Genomic DNA, 20,552 nt, shown 5'->3' with positions numbered 1-20,552 from the left:
TGTGGATAACACTGCACCCTCGGGGCGTGTGACGGGCCCACAATGGCCGATATGACCACTCCTGTCGGTGCGGCCCGGCTCGGCACAGCAGTGACTGCGACCGTGGTTGGATCGGCCGCGGTGGTCTCCGTCGTACTGCCCCGTGTCTTGGAGGATTCCGGGTCGGCTCAGGCCGCGAGTCTGCCGGCCTGGTTCTTGGTGACCATCGCTGTGTCAGTTGCGGTGGTCGTTGCGGCTATCTGGCTGAGCGCCGCTGCGGCTCGAGGTACGTCGGTCGGCCTTGCGCTGGCGCTGCTCGCGGCTGTCGCACCATTGCTGGCCGGTGAGCCGTGGCTACCGGACCGGCTGAGGGTGGCGGCATTGAGCGCGGCGCCGCTCACCGTGGCGGCATTGGCGGGCGTGGCCGGGCACGTACGTTGGCGCGTACCTGTGGTTGGACTGGCGGCTGGGGCGACGGTGGTCCTGCTCCTCGGTTACGACCCGTTCGAACACCCGGCTTGCCGGCAGATCTGTGCGGAGGTGCCGTCGGTCCTCGCACCGGTCGCCGGAACTCGGACCGCAGTGCTCGCCGCCGCCTGCCTGACCGTAGCCGCGGCGGCGGTGGTTGCCGCGCTCGCCCGGCGGTCGGCGGTCCGGGTCGGGGTGCGGCTCGCGGTGGTGATCCTGGCGGCGACGGTGATTCTGCGCTGGTTCGCCTTCGATCGCGCCGGCGGTGGCTCGGTGAACCTTCCGCTGGAGGTGGTAGTCGTAGGCGTCGTCGGTGCCGTCGTGTGCTTCGTCCGGATCCGGCTGCTGCAGCTCCGCGCCGAGATTGCCGCGCTGGTCGCGGGGATGCGACCGGAGACCTTCATCGGCGGCGCGGTTGTTGCCGTACAGTTCGCCTTTCCAGGCGAGGATCGGTGGCTCGACCCGGCCGGCGCCGAGGTGGATGGCGGACCGCCCACTGAGCGGTGTGTCCTGCTGACCGACAGTTCAGGGCCGGTTGCGCGGCTGGTGCTGGGTCGCCGGATCAATCCGGTGGACGTCGCGGCCGGCCTGAGCCCGGCGACCAGACTCGCGCTGCGGAATGCGCAGTTGTCCGCCGTCGCGCTGGCCCGGCAGGTGCAGGTGCGAGCGTCGCGGCGGCGGGTTGTCAGCGCGTCCGATGCCGAACGTCGCCGGATCGAACGAGATCTGCACGACGGTGCGCAGCAACGCCTGATCGGTGCGGCACTTCAGCTACGGGTCGCCTCGTCCGAGCTGCAGGCGGCCGGTAGTCCCGACGGCGGTCCCGACGGCATGGATGCTGTCGGCAACAAGGTTGCGACCACCGACCGCGACGCAACGGCCGCGCGGATCGCGCGGGCCGAGGGGAACGTGCTGGATTCGCTGGCGCGGTTGCGGCGCCTGGCGCACGGGCTCTTTCCGAGCGTGCTCGAGGACGAAGGTCTCGGCGCAGCTCTCGAGGAACTCGTGATGGCATCCGACGTACCGGCGACGCTGGACGTAAGCGTCGATCGCGAACTCCCACTCGAGACGGCGACGGCGGCGTATGCGACCGTCGCGGCGGTGCTGGGATCCGTCGGCGCTCCGACGGCGACGACGCACTGCGCCATCGCCGTACGGCTGGAGGACGGCCGGCTCATCGCCCGTGCCACGCTGGAACCGGGGGGTGCGGTGGTTCGCCGCGCCGACCTGACCGCTCTCGAGGACCGGATCGGCGCGAGCGAGGGAGAGTTGGTGGTGTCGCAGGACGGTCGGCAACTGGAGGCGGTGATGCCGTGCGAGTCGTCGTAGCCGATGACATGATGCTGGTGCGGTCGGGTCTGGCCCGGCTGCTGTCCGACGCGGGAATCGAAGTCGCCGGTGAGGCAGGCGATGCCGACGAACTCCTGCGGCTGGTCGCGCTGGAGGAACCGGACGTTGCGATCGTCGACATCCGGATGCCGCCGGGTCACAAGGACGAGGGCCTGGTCGCCGCGCGGCAGATCCGCGACCGGTATCCAGCGACCGCGGTCGTGCTGCTGAGCCAGCATCTGGAGGCCCGGTACGCCCAGCGCTTGCTGGCCGACCAGCCGGCCGGTCTGGGGTATCTGCTCAAGGAACGGGTCTCGGACATCGCCGTACTGGTGGACGCCCTGCGACGAGTGGCCGAGCGGGAATGCGTCCTCGATCCGACGATCGTGGCGCGGTTGATGGAGCGCCGGCGGCCGGGTTCGCCGCTGACCGGTTTGACGCCGCGAGAGCGCGAGATCCTGGCCCTGATGGCCGAGGGCAGGTCGAATTCGGCGATTGCGGCCGAATTGGCGATCAGCGAACGGACCGTCGAGGCGGCCAGCGCGCAGCTGTTCCGCAAGCTCGGTCTGGAGCCGTCGGTGGATGTGAACCGCCGGGTGCTGGCAGTGCTGACCGCCTTGCGTGGCTGATCGGGCGTCTGATCCGCGAACACAATGGCTGCTCGCGACGGACAGTTCGCGTAATGTCTGCGAGATGGAGGACCTGGACCGCAAGATCGTCGGGCTGCTCGCGACCGACGGCAGGATGAGCTTCACCGACCTGGGCAAGGCGACCGGCCTGTCCACGTCGGCCGTGCACCAACGGGTCAAGCGCCTCGAGCAGCGCGGCATCATCCAGGGGTACGCCGCCAGCGTCGACCACACCGCGCTGGGTCTGCCGCTGACCGCGCTGATCTCGATCCGGCCGATCGATCCGTCCCAGCCGGACGACTCGCCCGAGCGGCTCCGCGACGTACCGGAGATCGAGTCCTGTTACTCGGTCGCGGGCGACTCCAGCTACATCCTCGTCGTCCGGGTCGCCTCGCCGGCCGCGCTGGAGAACCTGCTGGCCGTGATCCGGGCCCGGGCCAACGTCTCCACCACGACGACGATCGTCCTGAGCACGCCGTACGAGCGCCGGCCGCCCGCCCTGTGAGGGCGCTGCTGTCGGACCTGTTCAGCACGCTGATCCCCGGCGGTGAGGCCGAGCGTGCCCTGGTCAACGAGCGGATGGGCGCCGCGCTCGGTGTCGACGCCCTCGCCTTCCAGCAGGCGTTCGACGCGGCGTCGTACGAGCGCTTCATCGGGGCGTACGGCGATCTGCCGAACACGCTCCGGCTGATCGCGGAACGCTGCGGCGGCACCCCGACCGACGAACAGGTGCAGGAGGCAACGAGTCTTCGTCGTACGCTCGCCCAGCGCCTGCTCGGTGCCGCTCCCGCGACGACGTTGAGCACACTCGCCGCGTTCAAGGCCGCGGGCTGGCGGATCGGGCTGGTCAGCAACATCACTGCCGAGACCCAACTCCAGTGGCCCGCGAGCCCGCTCGCGCCGTACTTCGACGCGACCGCGTTCTCCGCCGAGGTGGGTGCCGCGAAACCCGAGCCGGCGATCTACCTCACGGCATGCAATGCCCTGGGTGTGGACCCGACCGAGTGCATCTTCGTTGGCGACGGCAACGACAACGAACTGCCCGCCGCTGCATCCCTGGGCATGCACGCCATCCGCACGCTCGAGCACGCCAACACAGCCCCACACTGGCCCGGCCCCACCATCAAAACCTTCGCCGAGCTGAAAGGTTTGGCGGTCGCTCAGTAGGCCACCAATTCAAGGGGTGTCGCCTCCGGTGCCACCCCCTGCATTGGTGGCACCGAAGACGGATTCAGGAGAGGTCCAGCGACTTCTGGGCCTCGGCGGCCGCGCGGGAGGCGGCGGCTCGTTGTTCGGCTTCGGCGAGGGTGGTGCCGGCGTGCTGGGTCCACCACTGCTGGCCCTCGACCGGGAGGGTGTCGATCGGGTCGTAGTACTCGTAGGTGCGGTTCAGCGCCTCGGGATCCTGCTGCTCGATGCCGGTGCGGTAGTTCTTCTTCCAGTACGAGATGCCGCGGACCTCGTCGTACTCCGAAAGTTGGTGCACCCAGCGCTTGCCGACGTACGGGACGTCGCAGACGATGCGCGGCGTCGCGAAGCCGGGGAGGTATCCGAGGATGCCGTGCTGCAGGTGCTGCGCGTCGCGCACCGACACTCGCCAGTGCTCGGAGAACGGGATCATGTCGCACATGTAGAAGTAGTACGGCGTGATGTTCGCGCCGTCGAGCAGCGCGAAGCACAGGTCGAGCAGCTGGTGCACCGAGTCGTTGACGCCGCGCATCAGCACGCCCTGGTTACGGACGTCGCGCAGGCCGGCCTCCAGCATCGCCTTCGACGCCTCGGCGACCAGCGGCGTCACGGACTGGGCCGCGTTCACATGCGTGTGCATCGCGATCATCACGCCCCGGTTGCGCGCCACCGACGCGACGCGCTCCACGCCGGCCAGGACGTCGGACGACAGCCAGTGCTGCGGCATCCCCATCAGCGCCTTGGTCGCGAGCCGGATGTCGCGGATGTTCTCGATCTCCAGCAGGCTCATCAGGAACGACTCGAGCCGCGGCCACGGCATGTTCGCCACGTCGCCGCCGGAAACGACCACGTCGCGGACACCCGGCGTACGGCGCAGGTAGTCGAGCATGTTGTCGAGCCGGGTCTGCGGCTTGGCGACGAACTTGAGCTTGTCGATGACCGGCGTCGAGTTCCCGACCAGGTCCATGCGGGTGCAGTGGCCGCAGTACTGCGGACACGTGGGCAGGATCTCCGCAAGGACCTTGGTCGGGTATCGGTGGGTCAACCCCTCCGTGGCCCACATCTCGTGCTCGTGCAACGAGTCCCGGGTTGCGTGCGGGTGCGACGGCCAGTCGGAACGACGGTCGCTGAACACCGGCAGCATGTAGCGGCGGACCGGGTCCGCGTAGAACGCCTCCGTGTAGTCGGCGGCACCGGACGGCACGATCGTGTTGAGCATCTGCGGCGGCAGCAGCATCGACATCGTCGCGCGCTCGGCCTGGTCGCGGGTCAGGTCGTCGTAGAACCGGTCCTCGAGCAGGTCGCCCATCACCTCACGCAACTGCTTCACGTTCTTCACGCAGTGCGACCGCTGCCACTGCACCGAGCGCCATTCCTCGGCCGTGACGTCCTTCCAGCCGCGCAGCCGGGTCCAGTCCGGCTCGACCAGCTCGGCCCGCCGGTACGCGTACGGCTGGCCGTCGCCAGGCTCCGAACGAGCCAGCTCCGGGGTGATCAGATCGGTCACGGGTCCCTCCGCAGGACTTCGGTGGTGATGCGGTCTCATGTGAGGATAGCGATAGAACTTCCCTCAGATCCAACAGTACGCCGCAAGAATTCTCGTCAAGGCGTGGTCTGAGTAGTATTTTGCCTGACCGCTACGAGGAGGACATGTGTCATCGAGTCCGGTAGGACTGCATCGCGTACTCGCGCCGTCCGGCGTGTTGCCGCAAGCGGCGGACAGCCTCGACGCACGTCCGGAGATCTGGCCCGACGAGGTCCGGATCGCGGTCGAGCGGCTCAACCTCGACGCCGCGTCGTACCGCCAGCTGGCCGAGGCGCACGGCGGCGACGGTGCGGCGATCCGCGCCGCGGTCCTGGACATCGTCAAGGCTCGCGGCAAGATGCAGAACCCGGTCACCGGCTCCGGCGGCATGCTCGTCGGCGTGGTCGACGAGGCCGGCCCGGACTCGCCGCTCGGCGTACAGAAGGGCGACCGCGTCGCGACGCTGGTCTCGCTGACGCTGACCCCGCTGCAGATCACCGACGAGCTGAAGGACTGGGACGGCAAGAGCGAGCAGGTTCCGGCGCAGGGTCACGCGATCCTGTTCGCCCGGTCGATCGTCGCGAAGCTGCCCGACGACCTCAAGCCTGAGCTCTCGCTGGCGGTCATGGACGTCTGCGGCGCACCCGCGCTGACCGCTCGCGTGGTCCGTTCGTATGTCGACAAAGGCATAAAGCCTGTCGTGTCAGTTATTGGCGGCGCAGGCAAATCCGGGTCGTTGTCGCTGGCCGCGGCCCGCTCGGCCGGAGCGGCCCGGACGATCGGGATCGTGCCGTTCCAGACCGAGCAGGACAAGCTGACGCAGGCCGGGATCGCCGATGTCGTCGCCTTGGCCGATGCCCGCGATCCGGTGGCGCTCGCGAATGCGGTCGGGGAGGCCGGGGGACCCGCGGACATCACCGTTGTCTGCGTCGACGTTCCCGGGTGTGAGCACGGCGCCGTCCTGTCGACCGCCGCCGGCGGCACGGTGATCTTCTTCTCGATGGCGACGTCGTTCTCGGCCGCGGCGCTCGGCGCGGAGGGGCTGGCGGCGGACGTGACGATGCTGGTCGGCAACGGCTACGTGCCCGGGCACGCGGACTTCGCGTTGGAGCTGTTGCGTGCCGAGCCGGGTGTCCGTGGTCTGTTCGAGAGCAGGCTGGCGGAGGATTAGTTCGTGCGCACACTTCTGACGAACGGTTCCGTCTACTCGCCTGCCGACCCTCACGCCACCGCGATCGCCTTCGATGACGGAGTGGTGACGTGGCTGGGCGACGATACCGGCGCGAGCTCGTACGCCGAGGGCGCGGACGAGGTGATCGACCTCGACGGCAAGCTGGTCACGCCTGCTTTCGTCGACGCCCACGTGCATGCCGCGGGCACCGGAGCCGTGCTGACCGGTCTCGACCTGGCCGGTACGACGTCGTTGGGCAACGCCCTCGACAAGCTGGCAGCCTTCGCGGCGAACCTGCCGGAGGACGCAGTCATCGACAGCGCCGGCTGGGACGAGACGGTGTGGCCGGAGGGCCGTCCGCCGACGGCAGCGGAGCTGGACCGTGCCGGCGGCGGTCGGCGCGTGTACCTGTCCCGCATCGACGGGCACTCCGGCGTGGTCTCGTCGGGCCTGTTCGACGTGGCGCGGGGTGAGGGCTTCGACGAGAGCGGACGTGTCGAGCGGCACGCCAACCACGCGGTCCGCGACGCGTTGAGCGAGTTGGTCGGCCCCGACCAGCGTCGGCAGGAGATCCGAGCTGCTCTGAACGCCATGGCCGCGAAGGGCATCGGCGCCTTTCACGAGATGGCTGCGCCGCACATCGGGCCGTTGTGGGAGCTGCCGATCGTTCGTGAGGTCGCCGACGAGCTCGGCCTGTCGGCGACGCTGTACTGGGGTGAACCCGGCGTGTTCGAGCACATCGACACGTACGGCCTGGCCGGACTAGCGGGCGACCTGAACGCAGACGGTGCGCTGGGCTCGCGCACAGCGGCACTGAGGACGCCGTACGCCGACCGCGCGGATCACCGCGGCCACGCCTACCTCACGGCCGAGCAGATCGCCGATCACGTGATCGCCTGCACCGAGCGCAACGTCCAGGCAGGCTTCCACTGCATCGGTGACCAGGCGCTCGACAACATCGCCCGCGGCTTCGCGCTCGCCGCCGAGAAGGTCGGCATCCAAGCCCTCGTCGCGGCCCGGCACCGGCTCGAGCACGTCGAAATGGTCGACGAGGCAACGATCGCCACCGTGGCCCGCTGCGGCGTCGTGGCCAGTGTGCAACCGATGTTCGACGGCCTGTGGGGCGGCCCGGACGGCATGTACGCCGAGCGCGTGGGCGATCGCTGGCAGGGTATGAACCCGTTCGGCTCGCTGGCCCGCGCAGGCGTCGTACTGGCGTTCGGATCGGATGCGCCCGTGACGGAGCTCGGCGGATGGGAGGCGGTCCGTGCGGCCGCGTTCCACCACGAGAAGTCCGAGCGGATCACCGTGCGCGCCGCGTTCCAGGCGCACACACGCGGCGGCTGGCGGGCCGCCGGCATCGACGATGCCGGAGTACTCGCGCCGGGCACAGCAGCGACGTACGCGATCTGGCAGACCGATGCGGACCTGGTCGTACAGACCCCGGACGAGCGGGTCGCCGCCTGGTCGACCGACCCGCGCGCCGGTGTGCCGGTGCTGCCGGATCTGAGCGAGGGAACTCCTACCTGCCTGCGGACGGCCGTGGGCGGTCGCGTCATCTACGAAGTCGAGGGATGGTCCCAGTGAAGAAGCTCGACCTTGATCCGGTCACCGTCCGGAAGGCGCGCAGTCTGGCCCGCAAGGCCGGGAAGCCGATCGTCAAGCTGGCCCAGCAGCACACCACCGTCTCCGTCGAACGAGCGGTACTGCGGCTTGCCGGGCTGACCGGCGCGGACACCGAGGGCATCCCGTGGGTGAACCGGCTCGCCGACACCGTCCGCGCTGACGTCGGGCTCGAGCACGGGCTCGCGTTGCCGGTGTGGGATGCGCTGATCCGCGGTGAGGCCGAGGACCTGGCCGTGCTGGCGCAGAAGGCGGCGTCCGGTTCGGTCACGTTTCGGATGCCCGAGGGCCGGGATCTGGCGCGGGCTCGATCGGCGGCCCGCAAAGCTGCTACCGCTGGGATGAAGCGGATCGACGGCCGACGGCGCGAACGCGACCGGCTGATCAAGCGGCACGGCGACCCGAAGCAGCGGCCGTGGATCTACCTGATCGTTGCCACCGGCGACATCTACGAGGACATCCCGCAGGCGCAGGCGGCCGCGCGGGAAGGCGCCGACATCATCGCGGTGATCCGGTCGACCGGACAGTCGCTGCTGGACTACGTCCCGGAGGGCGCGACCCGCGAAGGCTTCGCCGGCACCTACGCGACCCAGGAGAACTTCCGCCTGATGCGTGCGGCCCTCGACGACTCCTCGCGTGAGTTGGGCCGCTACGTCCGGCTGACGAACTACGCGTCGGGGCTGTGCATGCCGGAGATCGCGACGCTGGCCGGGCTCGAGCGGCTCGACATGATGCTGAACGACTCGATGTACGGGATCCTGTTCCGCGACATCAACCCGATCCGGACGTTCGTCGACCAGCGGTTCAGCCGGCAGATCCACGCCCGGGCCGGGATCATCATCAACACCGGCGAGGACAACTACCTGACCACCGCCGACGCCGTCGAGGCCGCACACACTGTCACGGTGTCGCAGCTCCTGAACGAGTACTTCGCCAAGGAGGCCGGCCTCGAGGACTGGCAGCTCGGTCTCGGGCACGCGTTCGAGATCAACCCGGATCTGCCGGACTCGTTCCGGATGGAGCTGGCGCACGCGATGCTGGCCCGGCAGCTGTTCCCGAACGCGCCGCTGAAATGGATGCCGCCGACGCGGCACATGACCGGCGACGTCTTCCGCGGGTACCTGCTGGACGGGTTCTTCAACCTGGTCGGCGCGATGACCGGCCAGGGCATCCTGCTGGTCGGGATGATGACCGAGGCGGTCGTGACGCCGTGGATCTCCGACCGCGACCTGGCGCTGCAGAACGTCCGCTACGTGTTGGGTGCCGCAGGCAACCTTCACGAGGACTTCCGGCCGGAGCCGAACGGGTTCATCGCCCAGCGTGCGCGGCAGGTGCTGGGAGAGTCGGTGGAGCTGCTGGAAGAGATCGTCGACGACGGTCTGCTGAACGCGATCGGCGACGGCACGTTCGGCCTGATGAAACGTCCGCAGGACGCGGGCCGTGGTCTGGACGGTGTCGCGAAGAAGTCCTCCGAGTACTACAACCCCGCGATCGAGCTGCTGGAAGAGGGCACCCGATGAGCATCGTCCGGCCCTATGGGGACACGACCGGTGACGGGATGGTGCAGCTGTCGTTCACGCTGCCGGTTCCGCACGACAAGCGGGCCGAGGGCGCCGCGGTGCAACTGGCCAACAAGATGGGCATGGATCCCGCCCTGGTCGTGCACTCGAAGCCGATCGGCCCGGACTTCACGTTCTTCGTCGTCTACGGTCCGGTGAACCACCTGGTCGACACCTCGAAGGTCGAGGTGATCGAGCGCGACTACCCACTGCTGTCGCCGAAGGAGGTCAACCTCGCGATCCGCAAGGGCCTGCGCCGCCGGCTGACGGTGGTCGGCGCCTGCATCGGCACCGACGCGCACACGGTCGGCATCGACGCGATCCTCAACATCAAGGGCTTCGCCGGCGAGAAGGGCCTGGAGTACTACCGCGAGCTGAAGGTCGTGAACCTCGGCGCCCAGGTCGCCGTACCAGAGCTGGTCCGCCGCGCGAAGGCCGACAAGGCCGACGCGATCCTCGTGTCCCAGGTGGTGACGCAGCGCGAGGCGCACGTACTCAACACCAAGGAGATGTCCGCGGCCTTCCGGGAGGCGTACGCCGAGGACGCCCGGCCCGTACTAGTTGCCGGCGGCCCCCGTTTCACCGAGCAGATGGCCGGCGAGCTCGGCGTCGACCGGGTGTTCGGCCGCGGCACCACCCCGGGTGAGGTGGCCAGCTACCTGGTCGACGCCCTGGTGACCAAGAAGATCCCCGCGAAGAGGAGCGCATAGGTGTCGAAGGCAACCATCGGGCTGACCGCCACGCATCGGCGGTACGTCCCCTACAGCCACGCCCACTACGCCGGGAACCTGGTCGACGGCGCGTACGTGCTGGCGCTGTTCGGAGATGTCGCGACCGAGGTGTGCATCCGGTCCGACGGCGATGAAGGCCTGTTCGCGTCGTACTCCGACGTGCAGTTCCTGCAGCCGCTTCGGGCCGGCGACGTTGTGGAGGTGAAGGCAACGATCACCCGGGTCGGCAACCGCAGCCGCGACCTCGAGTTCAGCGCGTACGTCGTCTGCCGCGGCCGCCCCGACAAGTCCGCGTCGGCCGCCGAAGAACTGGACGAACCGCTTGTGATCACACGCGCAAAGGGAACCGTCGTCGTACCGGTTCAGTGACGATTGGTTGCCCTGGGTAACGATCACGTGGAGTGCCGAGACGGCTCTGTAACGTGACCCGGGTGAGAGTTGCTCGTTTTCCCTTGCGGGGCAGGCGATAGTGTTACAACGGGCTCAAGGAGCCGGGGGAGAGGTTGACACCGTCGCCGCCAGCGAGCATCGTTTTGGGAGTCGTCATATCCCGTTTGTTCAACGGTCACACGAAGTTCGGCCACCGATGATCCCGCGACGCTGACCAGGTCAGAGCCAGGCTTGAGTCGACGGGGGCTGAGATCGCCGGTGGTTAGCCCCCCGCGGGGCAGAGGTGGAAGAGGCTCGGCGGCCAGTAGACAACAGCCGGACGGTTCGCAGCCAGCGCATCGGCGGTTGGTCCGAAGGCACGCTGAGCCTCTTTCCTCTATTCACGGACCGTGACACCGCGCCGGAACCGAGGCCTTCTCACTTCGTCGCGCTGTGCTGACACCCCTTCACTTTCCGCATTCGGTGCCCATTGGCTACTGACCGGATACATTCACGTGCCCCGAACGTTGTACGGTCGTGCGACCGGTATCGGCCGGGATGTGAGGACAAAGGGGTTACGGCGTGGACCGATTGAAGGCTGTGGGGCGGGTCCTGCCGAGAGTGGTGGTGGCGGTCGCCGCCGGCGCACTGCTCGGCTTCGCGTTCGAACCGCACGACCACCCCTGGCTGACGATCGTCGCCGTACCGCTGCTGCTGGCCGCGCTGGACGGGATCTCGATGAAGGCCGGCTTCCTCGTCGGCGCCGGGTTCGGCATCACGTACTACGCGGTCCTGGTCCCGTGGCTGAGTGTGATCGGCGGCGACGCGGCGATCGCCCTCGCAGTACTCGAGGGACTGTTCTATGCCGTCTTCGGGTTGTTCGCGACGCAGGTGCTGAAGCTGAAGCTGTGGATGCTGTGGATCCCGGCGCTGTGGGTGGCGACCGAGTTCGCGACCGCGTCGGTGCCGTTCGGCGGGTTCCCGTGGGGACGGCTCGCGTGGGCCTTCTCCGATGCGTCGCTGGGCAAACTGGCGGCGTACGTCGGCATCCCGGGGCTGAGCTTCGTCGTCGCGTTCGTCGGCGTCCTCGTGTACGCCGGACTCCGCCGGGCCAGCGGGCTGCGCCTGCGGGCCGTGGCGTTGGTTGCCGGTCTGGCGATCGTGTTCGGCAGCTCGCTGATCCACCTGTCGATCCAGGGCGACGGGAAGACCGTGAAGGCCGCGATGGTGCAGGGCAACGTCCCCGGCAAGGGGCTGGAGTTCCTTGGGCGGGCTCGGACGGTCACCAAGAACCACATGAACGCGACCCTCGACCTGGAGAAGCGCGTCCAGGCCGGGACGGAGATGAAGCCGGACCTCGTGATCTGGCCGGAGAACTCGACCGACATCGACCCGTACAAGGACGACGAGACCCGGGCCGACATCGAGGAGGCCGTGCGCGCGGTCGACGTACCGATCCTCGTCGGCGCCGTCACCGAAGGACCCGGTCCGAACGAGCGGCAGACCACGGGCATCGTCTGGGATCCGGTCACCGGGCCCGGGCAGCGATACGCGAAGCGGCACCCGGTGCCGTTCGGTGAGTACATCCCGTTCCGCAACCAGCTGCTGCCGTACATCAAGCGGCTGGAGATGATCGGCGCGCAGACCGTGCCGGGCGTCGGTCCCGGGGTCATGCCGATCAAGGGTGTCACGTACGGCGACGTGATCTGCTTCGAGCTCGCGTACGACAACGTCATCCAGGATGTGGTGAAGGGCGGCGCACAGGTCCTGATCGTGCAGACCAACAACGCGACGTACGGCGGGACCGGTCAGCCCGAGCAGCAGTTCGCGATCACCCGGATGCGCGCGATCGAGACCGGCCGGACCGTGCTGATCGCGTCGACGAGCGGCATCTCCGGCGTGATCCGTCCGGACGGGACGGTCGAGCACAAGTCGGGCCAGTTCGTGTCCGACGTGTACGTCGCGACCGTGCCGGTCCGCGACGGGCACACGCTGGCGACCACGCTCGGCAGCTGGCCGGAGTGGATCCTGACCGGCCTCGGTCTCGTCGGCCTGGTCCTCGCGCTGATCGCCAGGCGTCGCCGCCGTGGTGCCGACCCGGAACCCCCACCCGCCCCTGATTCCACCCGGACTCGCGAGAAGGTCCCGGCCTGACCTGTAACACTGGGGTGACTGTGCTCTTGGCGGTGTCGCTCAGAGATGTTGCTCAAAGGTGTCGCTCAAAGGTGTCGGTCGAAGGGGTAGAACATGCCGTGGTTCATCGCGCTGGCGCTGCTGGTGGTGCCGATCCTGGAGATCTACGTGATCATCCAGATCGGTCAGGTCATCGGCGGCTGGCCGACGGTCGCCCTGCTCCTCGTCGAGAGCGCGCTCGGAGCCTGGATCATCAAGCGTGAGGGCCGACGCGCCTGGAACGCTCTCCAGGCCGCCTTCAAGACCGGCAGGATGCCCGGCCGCGAGCTCTCCGACGCCGCCCTCACCCTCGTCGGCGGCACCCTCCTGCTGACCCCCGGCTTCGTCACCGACATCTTCGGCTTCTTCTTCGTACTCCCGTTCACCCGACCGCTCGCTCGACGGGCCATGTCGTCGTTCTTCACCCGCCGCCTCAACACACAACTCGGTACTGCGGGCCTCGGCGGCTTCATCCCTGGCCCCGGCGGGGGTCCGACTCCACCACGTCAGTCCTCCTCCGACGACGTGATCCAGGGCGAGGTCATCGACCCGGACAAGAAGTAGGCCCGACCTCGCGGGGTTCCTCCACGGGTCTCTCGCGAGATGCCTACCAGGCCGGGCGCGGGTGGGGGAGACTGTCGGGGTGACGACGGTCGGGCGGGTGGTGGCGTGGTTGCGCCGGCGGGATACCGGGCTGGCCGCTACTCGGCGGGCGGGGCGGACGGCGTTGGTGATGCCTACGCTGTTCGCGTTCTGCGCTGAGGTTCTTCGGGCGCCTGTCGTGGCGACGTTCGCTGCGTTCGGGGCGTTCGCGATGTTGTTGCTCGTCGACTTCACGGGCAGCACCATCCAGCGCTTGCGCGCACAGGTCCAGCTCGCGATCGCCTGGCTCGTGCTCGTCTCGTTGGGTACGTTGGCCGGCCAGTCAACCTGGTCAGCGATCGCGGGCACAGTCGTCGTAGCTTTCGCCGTACTGTTCGCCGGTGTCGTCAGCTCGGTGCTGGCCGGCGCGAGCACTTCGTTGCTGCTGGCGTTCATCCTCTCGGTGGCAACACCGACGCCGGTGTCGATGCTGCCGGACCGACTCGCCGGCGTTGCGATCGCAGGACTGGCGTCAGTCCTTGCCGTCTCGCTGCTGTGGCCCCGAGCCGCAGTCGATCCGCTGAGCCTGCCGGCGGCGCGAGTATGCCGAGCCGCTGCGATGCAGCTGCGTGCCGAGGCCAGTGACACCGTCGAGGTCTGCACGCTGCGGACCGAGCAGACGACCACCCTCATCCATGAGCTCCGCCGTACGTTCACCGCGACGCCCTACCGGCCGACCGGCCTCTCCACCGGCTCCAGAGCACTCGTCCGCCTCGTCGACGAGCTCACCTGGCTGACCACGATCCTCAACGAGTCCGGCCCCGCCGCGAACCGTGGAGCCGGCGAGGACCCGGAATCGTCGGCAGTGCACTTCGCCGCGGCGACCGTACTCGAGCTCAGCGCCGAGCTATTGGAAGACCTGACCCTCGCACCGGACAAACTGACCGCCGCGACCGCAGAGCTCCGCGATGCCGTCACCGCGCTCGAAAAGGGCGCGGTCGCCCGGCTGCCGGTTGGGCCGGCGACGGGGATGGCGAGCTTCTTCGGCGCCCTGAACGTGTCCTTCCGAGCACAGGAGCTGGCGTTCGGCGTCCTGCTGATCGGGCAGAACGTCGAGACCGCTCGCGTCGCGGACCAGCGTGGCTGGACGGACCGTCTGCTCGGCCGCGAGCCGAAATCGCTGACAGCGCCCTTCGCCAGCGCCGCCGAACGCGCCGCCGCGCACCTCGAGCCGCACTCGGTCTGGCTGCACAACAGCATCCGCGGCGCGGTCGGACTGGCGATCGCAGTCGGCGTCGCCAACTTCACCGGCGTGGCCCACGGCTTCTGGGTCATCCTCGGAGCGCTGTCGGTACTTCGCTCGAACGCGCTGAACACCGGCCAGAACGCCTACCGCGCGATCGGCGGCACAGTCGTCGGCTCGGTGCTGGGGGCGGGCCTCCTGGCCCTGATCGGCGAGAACCGGATCGCGTTGTGGATCCTGCTGCCGATCGCGGTGCTGTTCGCAGGCATCGTCCCGGCCGCGGTCTCGTTCGCAGCCGGTCAGGCAGCGTTCACCGTCACGCTGGTGATCCTGTTCAACATCGCCGCGCCGGAAGGCTGGTCGCTGATCCTGTTCCGCATCGAGGACATCGCACTCGGCTGCGCCGTCAGCGTCCTCGTCGGGCTGTTGTTCTGGCCACGAGGAGCATCCGCCGCTGTCGGCAAGGCTTTATCGGAGGCGTACGTCGACAGCGTGAACTACCTCGTCGGAGCCGTCGGCTACGCCGTGTCCTGCTGCGTACCCGGGTCACGTCCAAGCACACCGCAAGACAGTCGCCGAGCCGCCGCAGCAGCCCGTCGACTCGATGATGCCTTCCGCACGTACCTCGCCGAACGCGGCCCGAAGCCGATCCCGCTGAGCGAGATGACAGCGCTCGTCACTGGCGTCGTCGCTGTCCGGCTGGCAGCGGACGCCGTACTGGAGTTGTGGGAGCGGTCCGCCGACGGCCAGCCGCCGTCCGAGGACCGTGCTGCCGCCCAGTCGGCCCTGCTCGCGTTGGCGGACCGCCTGCTCGACTGGTACACGACCCTGGCAGCGGCGCTCGACGTACAAGGCCGGATCCCTGAGCCGCTCGCGTACGACCACGAGACGAAGCACCGCCTGGTCGAGGCGGTTCGCCGCGACCTGTACGACGCGGACGGCCGTGCAACGCCGACGGCGATCCGCATGCTGTGGACCGCCGACCACCTCGAAGTCGTACGACGCCTCCAGCCGGGGCTGACGACCGCGGCCGACCAGACAGCTGCTGACCAGACCGCTACTGCGTGAGGCTGTCGCCGATGAAGGCCAGGGTCTGCGCCTCGACCTGACGGAGCTGCGACTCGGTGAGGTCGCGGAGCGGCCCGTGGGTCGTGAGAGTCGCTGTGCCGTGGACCGTGGCCCAGATCGGGTACTCGATGCCCGCGCGGCGTTCCGGCGCTAGGACGCCGGCTTCGACCAACTCGTCCAGGGCAGCCCGCAGGAGGCTCAGTGGAGTGCGGTCGGGCACTTCCGCGGCGCCGTACGGATGCTGCTCAGGAAGGGCGTAAGCGGCCGCGAACAGGCCGGGCTCCTCGTGGGCGAACCGCATGTACGCCGTACCGATCGCGCCGAGGCGACGCTGGGCGGCCTCGGGGTTGCCGCGCTTGCCACGGACGCGGGCGATCTCGGCAGTCATCCGGTCGGCCAGCTCGAGCATGGCGGCCGAGCAGACCTCGGCGAGCAACTCGTCGCGGTCGGCGAAATGCCGGTAGGCCGCGTTCGGTACGACGCCGACGGCGCGGGTCGCCTCCCGCAGTACGACGGCGTCCGGACCGCCGGCGCGGGCCAGTTCGACCCCGGCCGCGACCAGGCCGGCGCGGACATCGCCGCGGGGGCGCCGGCGTCGGGGCGGAGCTTGCGGTGCTGGATCGGCCGTCGTCACGCGGTCAGGATAGCAATGTGGACACCGTCCACCAAGAACGCTAATGTGGACAGTGTCCACGAAAGAGGAGGCGTCCGATGGACGGGAACACAGTCGCGGAACCAGGGCGGCAACTGGACAAGGACAAGGGCGGGGCCAAGGGCGAGAACAAGGGCAAGGACAAGGACTCGGCGTTGGTGACGGCGGAGGAATGGTTCGGCGGGGGTGAGCGCCGCTGGTACGACGCGGCCGCGGCTCGTCTCCTGACCCACGCGGAGGGTGAGGCGCGGACCGGGCTGATCAGGGTCTTCGGCCGAACTACCGGCGCGGTGAGTCCGGATGCGGTCTGGCTGACGATGCTGCCCGGATTCCCCGAAGGCTCGTACGGCTGGGCGCAGGTCGACCGGCTCTTGCCGGCCGGTCTCGGTCCGCGGCTGTACGTCGAACCTGTGGGACAGGGCGACTCCGACAAGCCGCGGGGCTATGCGTATTCGACCGTGGAGCGTGCCGATCTGATCGGAGCATGGTGGCGGCACCACGGGGTACGTCGTACCGTCGTCGTGACGTTCGACTACACCTCGCTGGCGTTGCTCGAGTTGTTGCGCCGGCAGCTGGAACGGCCGGGCGGACCGGTCATCACTGCAGTGTTCATGATCAACGGCGGTCTGTACGCCGACGCTCACTCCCATCCCTGGCGGAGCACGCCGCTCCTGAGGTCGCCGATCGGGGCGTTTCTGGCCAAGCGCTCGCAGAAGTCGCCGACCGTGCTCGCCCAGGGTTTCAAGCAGGCGCGGCTGTACTCGCAGGGGAACGAGCCGGATGAGGCTGAAATGGCCGAGGTGTGGTCGGCGCTCGCACGGCGCGACGGTGCGAGGTTCCTGCACGAGGGCGCGGGCTTCGTCAAGGAACACCGTCACAATGCGGGTCGCTGGGACTTCGCCGCGATTGCCCGCGAGCTGAAGGGCTCCGTTGCCCTCGCGGTCGGTGGCAGCGTTGAAGACCCGTACGAGCACCGCCAGGTCGACGCCACGCGCGAGCGCGTCCCCGAAGCCGAGATCATCACGTTCCCCGGCGGCCATCTGACCACCAGCGAACAGCCGCGGCTTCTCGCCGACGCGATCGCCCGCTTCGCCGGCCGGCACGGCGTCGAGGAGGCGTCCTGATATGCGCACCACTGTGCCGCCGGATCGCCGTACATCACTCAAGGAGGCATTGATATGAACGACTCAACCGTTCCCGCGCAGTATGCGACCGGCAGAGTGCGCGACGGCATCACCGCAGCGCTGGTTGCTGCGGGCAAGGATCTGGACGGGCTGAAGCCCGCCGATCTCGCGCTGGTCGAGGACTACCACACCGGCGGTCGGCTGGCGACGGTCCAGTTGGTGGATCTGCTCGAGCTGACGCCCGAGAGCGAGCTGCTCGACGACGGCTCGGGTATCGGCGGTACGGCGCGATACCTGGCGGACCGCTTCGGGTGCGCGGTGACCGCAGTGGACCTGTCCGACGAGTACTGCGAGACCGCGCACTGGCTCAACCGGCTCGTCGGCCTCGATGACAAGATCGTCGTACGGCAGGGAGACGTGACCTCGCTGCCGCTGGACGACGGGTCCGTCGACGTCGTGTTCAGCCAGCATGTGCAGATGAATGTCGCGCGGAAGGACCTGCTCTACCAAGAGGCCAGGCGAGTACTGCGGGACGGCGGGCGGCTCGCGCTGTGGGACATCATGGCCGGCGACGGCCGTGAGCTCGACTATCCGCTGCCCTGGGCGGACGGCACGGATCACAGCTTCCTCGTCCCGCCGAGCGTCGTACGCACCGAGATCGAGGCCGCCGGCTTCACCGTCACGCACTGGGCGGATCTCACCGACCAGGTCGGCTCCATGATGCGGATGATCCAGTCACAACCACCGAGCCCGCTCGGGCTGCACGCGTTCGTTCCGACCTTCCGCGAGCGCGTGGCGCACCTGACCGAGGCGCTGACCGACGGACGCGTCCGCGCCGTCCAGGCGATCGCTACGGTCAGTCGCTGAACACGCTCAGTCGCTGAACACGTCCTTGAAGACGTGCTCGGTGAAGCGAGCAGCCATACTCTCGTGGGTCTCGGGGCCGGGATGCAGATCGTCGGAGAGCGGGTGCTTGGCGTTGTCTGCCTCGCCGTACAGCGTGCGGCCGTCCAGGTAGTGGAGGTTGGGGTCTGAGGCGGCGCGCTGGGCGGTGATGCGGGCGAGCTCGGCGCGGATGACCGACAGGGTCAGTTTGCCGGCCGGGATCTCGTCAGGGTTGCCGGTGGCAACGAAGCGGAGTTCGCCGGCGGCCAGCGCGGACAGATCCCAACCGGTCGGACCCGGAGTGTCCTCGTGGATCGGGCAGAGGATGGGGGAGACGACCAGGAGCGGTGTGTCGGGGTGGCCGTCGCGGATGGTGTCGAGGAAGCCGTGGACGGCGGGTGTGAACGAGCGGAGGCGGAGGCTGTCCGAGTTCACGATGTTGATGCCGAGCTTGACGCTGACCAGGTCGGCGGGGGTGTCGCGGATCGTCCGGGCGATGAACGGCTGCAGGAACGCGCTGCCGCCGAAGCCCAGGTTGACCAGCTCCACCCCGGCCTGAGCCGCGGCGAGGGCCGGCCAGGTGCCGGTCGGATGAGTCGCGTTCGAGCCGTGGCTGATTGAGCTGCCGTGGTGCAGCCAGACGCGGCCCGCGGCCGGGAACGGCTCGACCGGCGCGTCGGTGCGCAGGGCAACGAGTTCGGTGGTCTCGTCGTGCGGCAGCCAGATCTCGACGGTCTTCGCCGCTGCGGACAGTCCCGCTATGTGCAGGGTCTGCGGCTCGCCCTCGCGGGTCTCGGTGGCGCCCGTGGTCAGGTCGATCGTGATGACGTCGCCGCCCGTTGCGGTCAGCTGGGTGACGAGTCGGCCGTCGACGAGTACGTCGTACACGCCGTCCGGGCGCGGGGGAGCGCCGGTGTAGTCGCGCTTGGTCGGCAGCGTGTCGAGCTCGATGACGGTCGCTCGGGTGGAGAAGACGAGGCGGACGCCGGAGGGCTGGGCCTCGACCATCGTCATCTGGGCGTCGTCGTACTGCTCCCGCGCCCAGGCGGGGAGGCGGTGGGGGAGGACGCCGCGACCGGTCGTTTCGAGCTCGAGCGCGCCGGGGAGCAGCTCGATGGTGATGGGGGTGGTGATCAAGGTCAGCTCCAGCTGCGAAGGAGGGTGTCGAGGGCGTCGATGATGCGTGGCCAACTGTCGTCGGAGCTCGGCTCGGTGAAGGCGAACGTGCCGGCTGACTCGAGTTGGATATAGCCGTGGATGGTGCTGCCGAGCAGACGTACTGCGTCTGTCTGGGCGGGCTCGTCGAGGTCGTATCCGCGCAGGACGGCCCGGACGAGCTCCGAGTGCCTTCGTCCAGCTTCGACCTGTTCGGGAGTCGGGCTACCGGGCACGAAGCGGGTTGCGGTGTAGCGGCCCGGGTGTTTGCGGGCGTAGTCGCGATAGACGTCGGCCAGGGCGGACAGTGCATCGCGACCGGCTCGGCCGGCTAGGGCGGCGGCGGCCTGGTCGGCCAGCTCGGTGAGGGCGACGGTGGCGATGCGCACCTTGAGGTCCGCGGAGCTGCGGACGTGCGAGTAGAGGCTGGCGACCTGGACGCCGAACTGCCGCGCGAGCGCGGACACGGTGACCTGGTCGAAGCCGACCTCGTCGGCCAGCTCGGCGCCCGCTTGTGCGAGCCGCTCGCCGGTCAACCCTGCTCTTGCCATAACTCATTATGGAATTACCTAAAGGCTTTAGGCAAATCGGAGCAGAAAGAAACCCTCACCGCGCCGTTGCGGTGAGGGTTCTCACGTGGGGTCAGGCCGTGCGCTTGGTCCGGTGCAGGTGCGCCGGGCCGATCTCGCCCTTGCGGAGCAACTCGACCCGCTCGGCCAGCAGCTCCTCGAGTTCCGAGATGCTCCGGCGCTCGCGCAGCATGTCCCAGTGCGTACGGGCCGGCTTCTCCTGCTTCGGCTCCGGCTTCTCACCGGTCGACCGGGCGGCCTCGCTGCCGCAGTGGGGGCACTCCCAGACCGCGGGCACCTCGGCGTCGTGCGCCATGGTGACCTCGACCACGTGACCGCGGGGGCAGTCGTACGTGATCATCTGGCGGGGAGCGAACTCAACACCACGGTCATCCTCGAAGCTGACCCCACCCAGCCCCGAACCACGCAGTACGCGATTAGACATGTCAAACCTCCGAGATCGTCATCCGTGCCAACGGTCGGCCGGCCCGGATCATTCCCATTTTGGCATGTCCGAGCCGTATGTACGCA

Annotated in this window: 19 protein-coding genes; 14 read left to right on the top strand and 5 right to left on the bottom strand. The window is 68.8% G+C overall.

Annotation, left to right across the window (positions count from 1 at the left end; all coding sequences use genetic code 11):
* Positions 1–51: 51 nt before the first annotated feature.
* From AB0J62_RS12515 to AB0J62_RS12500, 4 genes are all read left to right on the top strand, one after another.
* Positions 52–1,776 (top strand): histidine kinase, encoded by a 1,725-nt coding sequence (locus AB0J62_RS12515; protein ID WP_363868259.1) that lies wholly within the window; start codon positions 52–54, stop codon positions 1,774–1,776.
* Positions 1,761–2,405 (top strand): response regulator transcription factor, encoded by a 645-nt coding sequence (locus AB0J62_RS12510; RefSeq protein WP_363868256.1) that lies wholly within the window; start codon positions 1,761–1,763, stop codon positions 2,403–2,405. The genes AB0J62_RS12515 and AB0J62_RS12510 overlap by 16 nt, the downstream gene beginning before the upstream one ends.
* 64 nt (positions 2,406–2,469) lie before the next feature.
* Positions 2,470–2,910, top strand: coding sequence for an Lrp/AsnC family transcriptional regulator (locus AB0J62_RS12505; RefSeq protein WP_363868253.1), 441 nt, complete (start codon positions 2,470–2,472; stop codon positions 2,908–2,910).
* The gene (locus AB0J62_RS12500; RefSeq protein WP_363868250.1) at positions 2,907–3,572 is read left to right on the top strand and encodes an HAD family hydrolase; all 666 of its coding nucleotides are present in this window, start codon (positions 2,907–2,909) and stop codon (positions 3,570–3,572) included. The genes AB0J62_RS12505 and AB0J62_RS12500 overlap by 4 nt, the downstream gene beginning before the upstream one ends.
* Positions 3,573–3,636: 64 nt before the next feature.
* On the opposite strand, the gene AB0J62_RS12495 is transcribed toward AB0J62_RS12500, so the two are convergent.
* Entirely contained in the window at positions 3,637–5,100 is a 1,464-nt protein-coding gene (locus AB0J62_RS12495; protein ID WP_363868247.1) for a lysine 2,3-aminomutase, read from the bottom strand.
* Positions 5,101–5,245: 145 nt separating this feature from the next.
* On the opposite strand from AB0J62_RS12495, the gene AB0J62_RS12490 reads away from it, so the two are divergent.
* From AB0J62_RS12490 to AB0J62_RS12455, 8 genes are all read left to right on the top strand, one after another.
* Entirely contained in the window at positions 5,246–6,289 is a 1,044-nt protein-coding gene (locus AB0J62_RS12490) for an L-erythro-3,5-diaminohexanoate dehydrogenase (RefSeq protein ID WP_363868244.1), read from the top strand.
* Positions 6,290–6,292: 3 nt separating this feature from the next.
* Positions 6,293–7,876, top strand: a complete 1,584-nt coding sequence (locus tag AB0J62_RS12485; RefSeq protein ID WP_363868241.1) for an amidohydrolase family protein — start codon at positions 6,293–6,295, stop codon at positions 7,874–7,876.
* Positions 7,873–9,432: a lysine 5,6-aminomutase subunit alpha gene (locus AB0J62_RS12480; protein ID WP_363868238.1), complete on the top strand. Its 1,560-nt coding sequence runs from the start codon at positions 7,873–7,875 to the stop codon at positions 9,430–9,432. The genes AB0J62_RS12485 and AB0J62_RS12480 overlap by 4 nt, the downstream gene beginning before the upstream one ends.
* Entirely contained in the window at positions 9,429–10,181 is a 753-nt protein-coding gene (locus tag AB0J62_RS12475) for an OAM dimerization domain-containing protein (protein ID WP_134100610.1), read from the top strand. Before AB0J62_RS12480 ends, AB0J62_RS12475 begins: the two co-directional genes overlap by 4 nt.
* Positions 10,182–10,571: a hotdog domain-containing protein gene (locus AB0J62_RS12470; protein ID WP_363868233.1), complete on the top strand. Its 390-nt coding sequence runs from the start codon at positions 10,182–10,184 to the stop codon at positions 10,569–10,571.
* Positions 10,572–11,153: 582 nt separating this feature from the next.
* Positions 11,154–12,725, top strand: a complete 1,572-nt coding sequence (gene lnt, locus AB0J62_RS12465; protein WP_363868230.1) for an apolipoprotein N-acyltransferase — start codon at positions 11,154–11,156, stop codon at positions 12,723–12,725.
* Between the two features lie 93 nt (positions 12,726–12,818).
* Positions 12,819–13,307: an FxsA family protein gene (locus AB0J62_RS12460; protein ID WP_363868226.1), complete on the top strand. Its 489-nt coding sequence runs from the start codon at positions 12,819–12,821 to the stop codon at positions 13,305–13,307.
* Positions 13,308–13,386: 79 nt separating this feature from the next.
* A complete protein-coding gene (locus tag AB0J62_RS12455; RefSeq protein WP_363868223.1) occupies positions 13,387–15,636 on the top strand; it encodes an FUSC family protein in 2,250 nt (749 codons plus the stop codon).
* Here AB0J62_RS12455 and AB0J62_RS12450 read toward each other — a convergent pair.
* Entirely contained in the window at positions 15,626–16,270 is a 645-nt protein-coding gene (locus tag AB0J62_RS12450) for a TetR/AcrR family transcriptional regulator (RefSeq protein WP_363868220.1), read from the bottom strand. The genes AB0J62_RS12455 and AB0J62_RS12450 overlap by 11 nt on opposite strands.
* Positions 16,271–16,347: 77 nt before the next feature.
* On the opposite strand from AB0J62_RS12450, the gene AB0J62_RS12445 reads away from it, so the two are divergent.
* The gene (locus AB0J62_RS12445) at positions 16,348–17,412 is read left to right on the top strand and encodes an alpha/beta hydrolase (RefSeq protein ID WP_363868217.1); all 1,065 of its coding nucleotides are present in this window, start codon (positions 16,348–16,350) and stop codon (positions 17,410–17,412) included.
* 54 nt (positions 17,413–17,466) lie between these two features.
* Entirely contained in the window at positions 17,467–18,279 is an 813-nt protein-coding gene (locus AB0J62_RS12440) for a class I SAM-dependent methyltransferase (protein ID WP_363868214.1), read from the top strand.
* A gap of 6 nt (positions 18,280–18,285) precedes the next feature.
* On the opposite strand, the gene AB0J62_RS12435 is transcribed toward AB0J62_RS12440, so the two are convergent.
* From AB0J62_RS12435 to AB0J62_RS12425, 3 genes are all read right to left on the bottom strand, one after another.
* Positions 18,286–19,434 (bottom strand): GDSL-type esterase/lipase family protein, encoded by a 1,149-nt coding sequence (locus AB0J62_RS12435; RefSeq protein ID WP_363868211.1) that lies wholly within the window; start codon positions 19,432–19,434, stop codon positions 18,286–18,288.
* A gap of 2 nt (positions 19,435–19,436) precedes the next feature.
* Positions 19,437–20,003 (bottom strand): WHG domain-containing protein, encoded by a 567-nt coding sequence (locus tag AB0J62_RS12430; RefSeq protein WP_363868208.1) that lies wholly within the window; start codon positions 20,001–20,003, stop codon positions 19,437–19,439.
* 91 nt (positions 20,004–20,094) lie between these two features.
* Entirely contained in the window at positions 20,095–20,466 is a 372-nt protein-coding gene (locus AB0J62_RS12425) for an RNA polymerase-binding protein RbpA (protein WP_130448290.1), read from the bottom strand.
* Positions 20,467–20,552: the final 86 nt, after the last annotated feature.

The organism is Kribbella sp. NPDC049584, assembly GCF_040675555.1.
Lineage (GTDB): Bacteria > Actinomycetota > Actinomycetes > Propionibacteriales > Kribbellaceae > Kribbella.
This window is presented reverse-complemented; position numbering and strand designations above follow the sequence as displayed.

Coding starts and splice junctions, on each gene's coding strand:
- AB0J62_RS12515 (WP_363868259.1), top strand. CDS start 52: ATGACCACTCCTGTCGGTGCGGCCCGGCTCGGCACAGCAGTGACTGCG.
- AB0J62_RS12505 (WP_363868253.1), top strand. CDS start 2,470: ATGGAGGACCTGGACCGCAAGATCGTCGGGCTGCTCGCGACCGACGGC.
- AB0J62_RS12475 (WP_134100610.1), top strand. CDS start 9,429: ATGAGCATCGTCCGGCCCTATGGGGACACGACCGGTGACGGGATGGTG.
- AB0J62_RS12460 (WP_363868226.1), top strand. CDS start 12,819: ATGCCGTGGTTCATCGCGCTGGCGCTGCTGGTGGTGCCGATCCTGGAG.
- AB0J62_RS12445 (WP_363868217.1), top strand. CDS start 16,348: ATGGACGGGAACACAGTCGCGGAACCAGGGCGGCAACTGGACAAGGAC.
- AB0J62_RS12440 (WP_363868214.1), top strand. CDS start 17,467: ATGAACGACTCAACCGTTCCCGCGCAGTATGCGACCGGCAGAGTGCGC.
- AB0J62_RS12430 (WP_363868208.1), bottom strand. CDS start 20,003: ATGGCAAGAGCAGGGTTGACCGGCGAGCGGCTCGCACAAGCGGGCGCC.
- AB0J62_RS12425 (WP_130448290.1), bottom strand. CDS start 20,466: ATGTCTAATCGCGTACTGCGTGGTTCGGGGCTGGGTGGGGTCAGCTTC.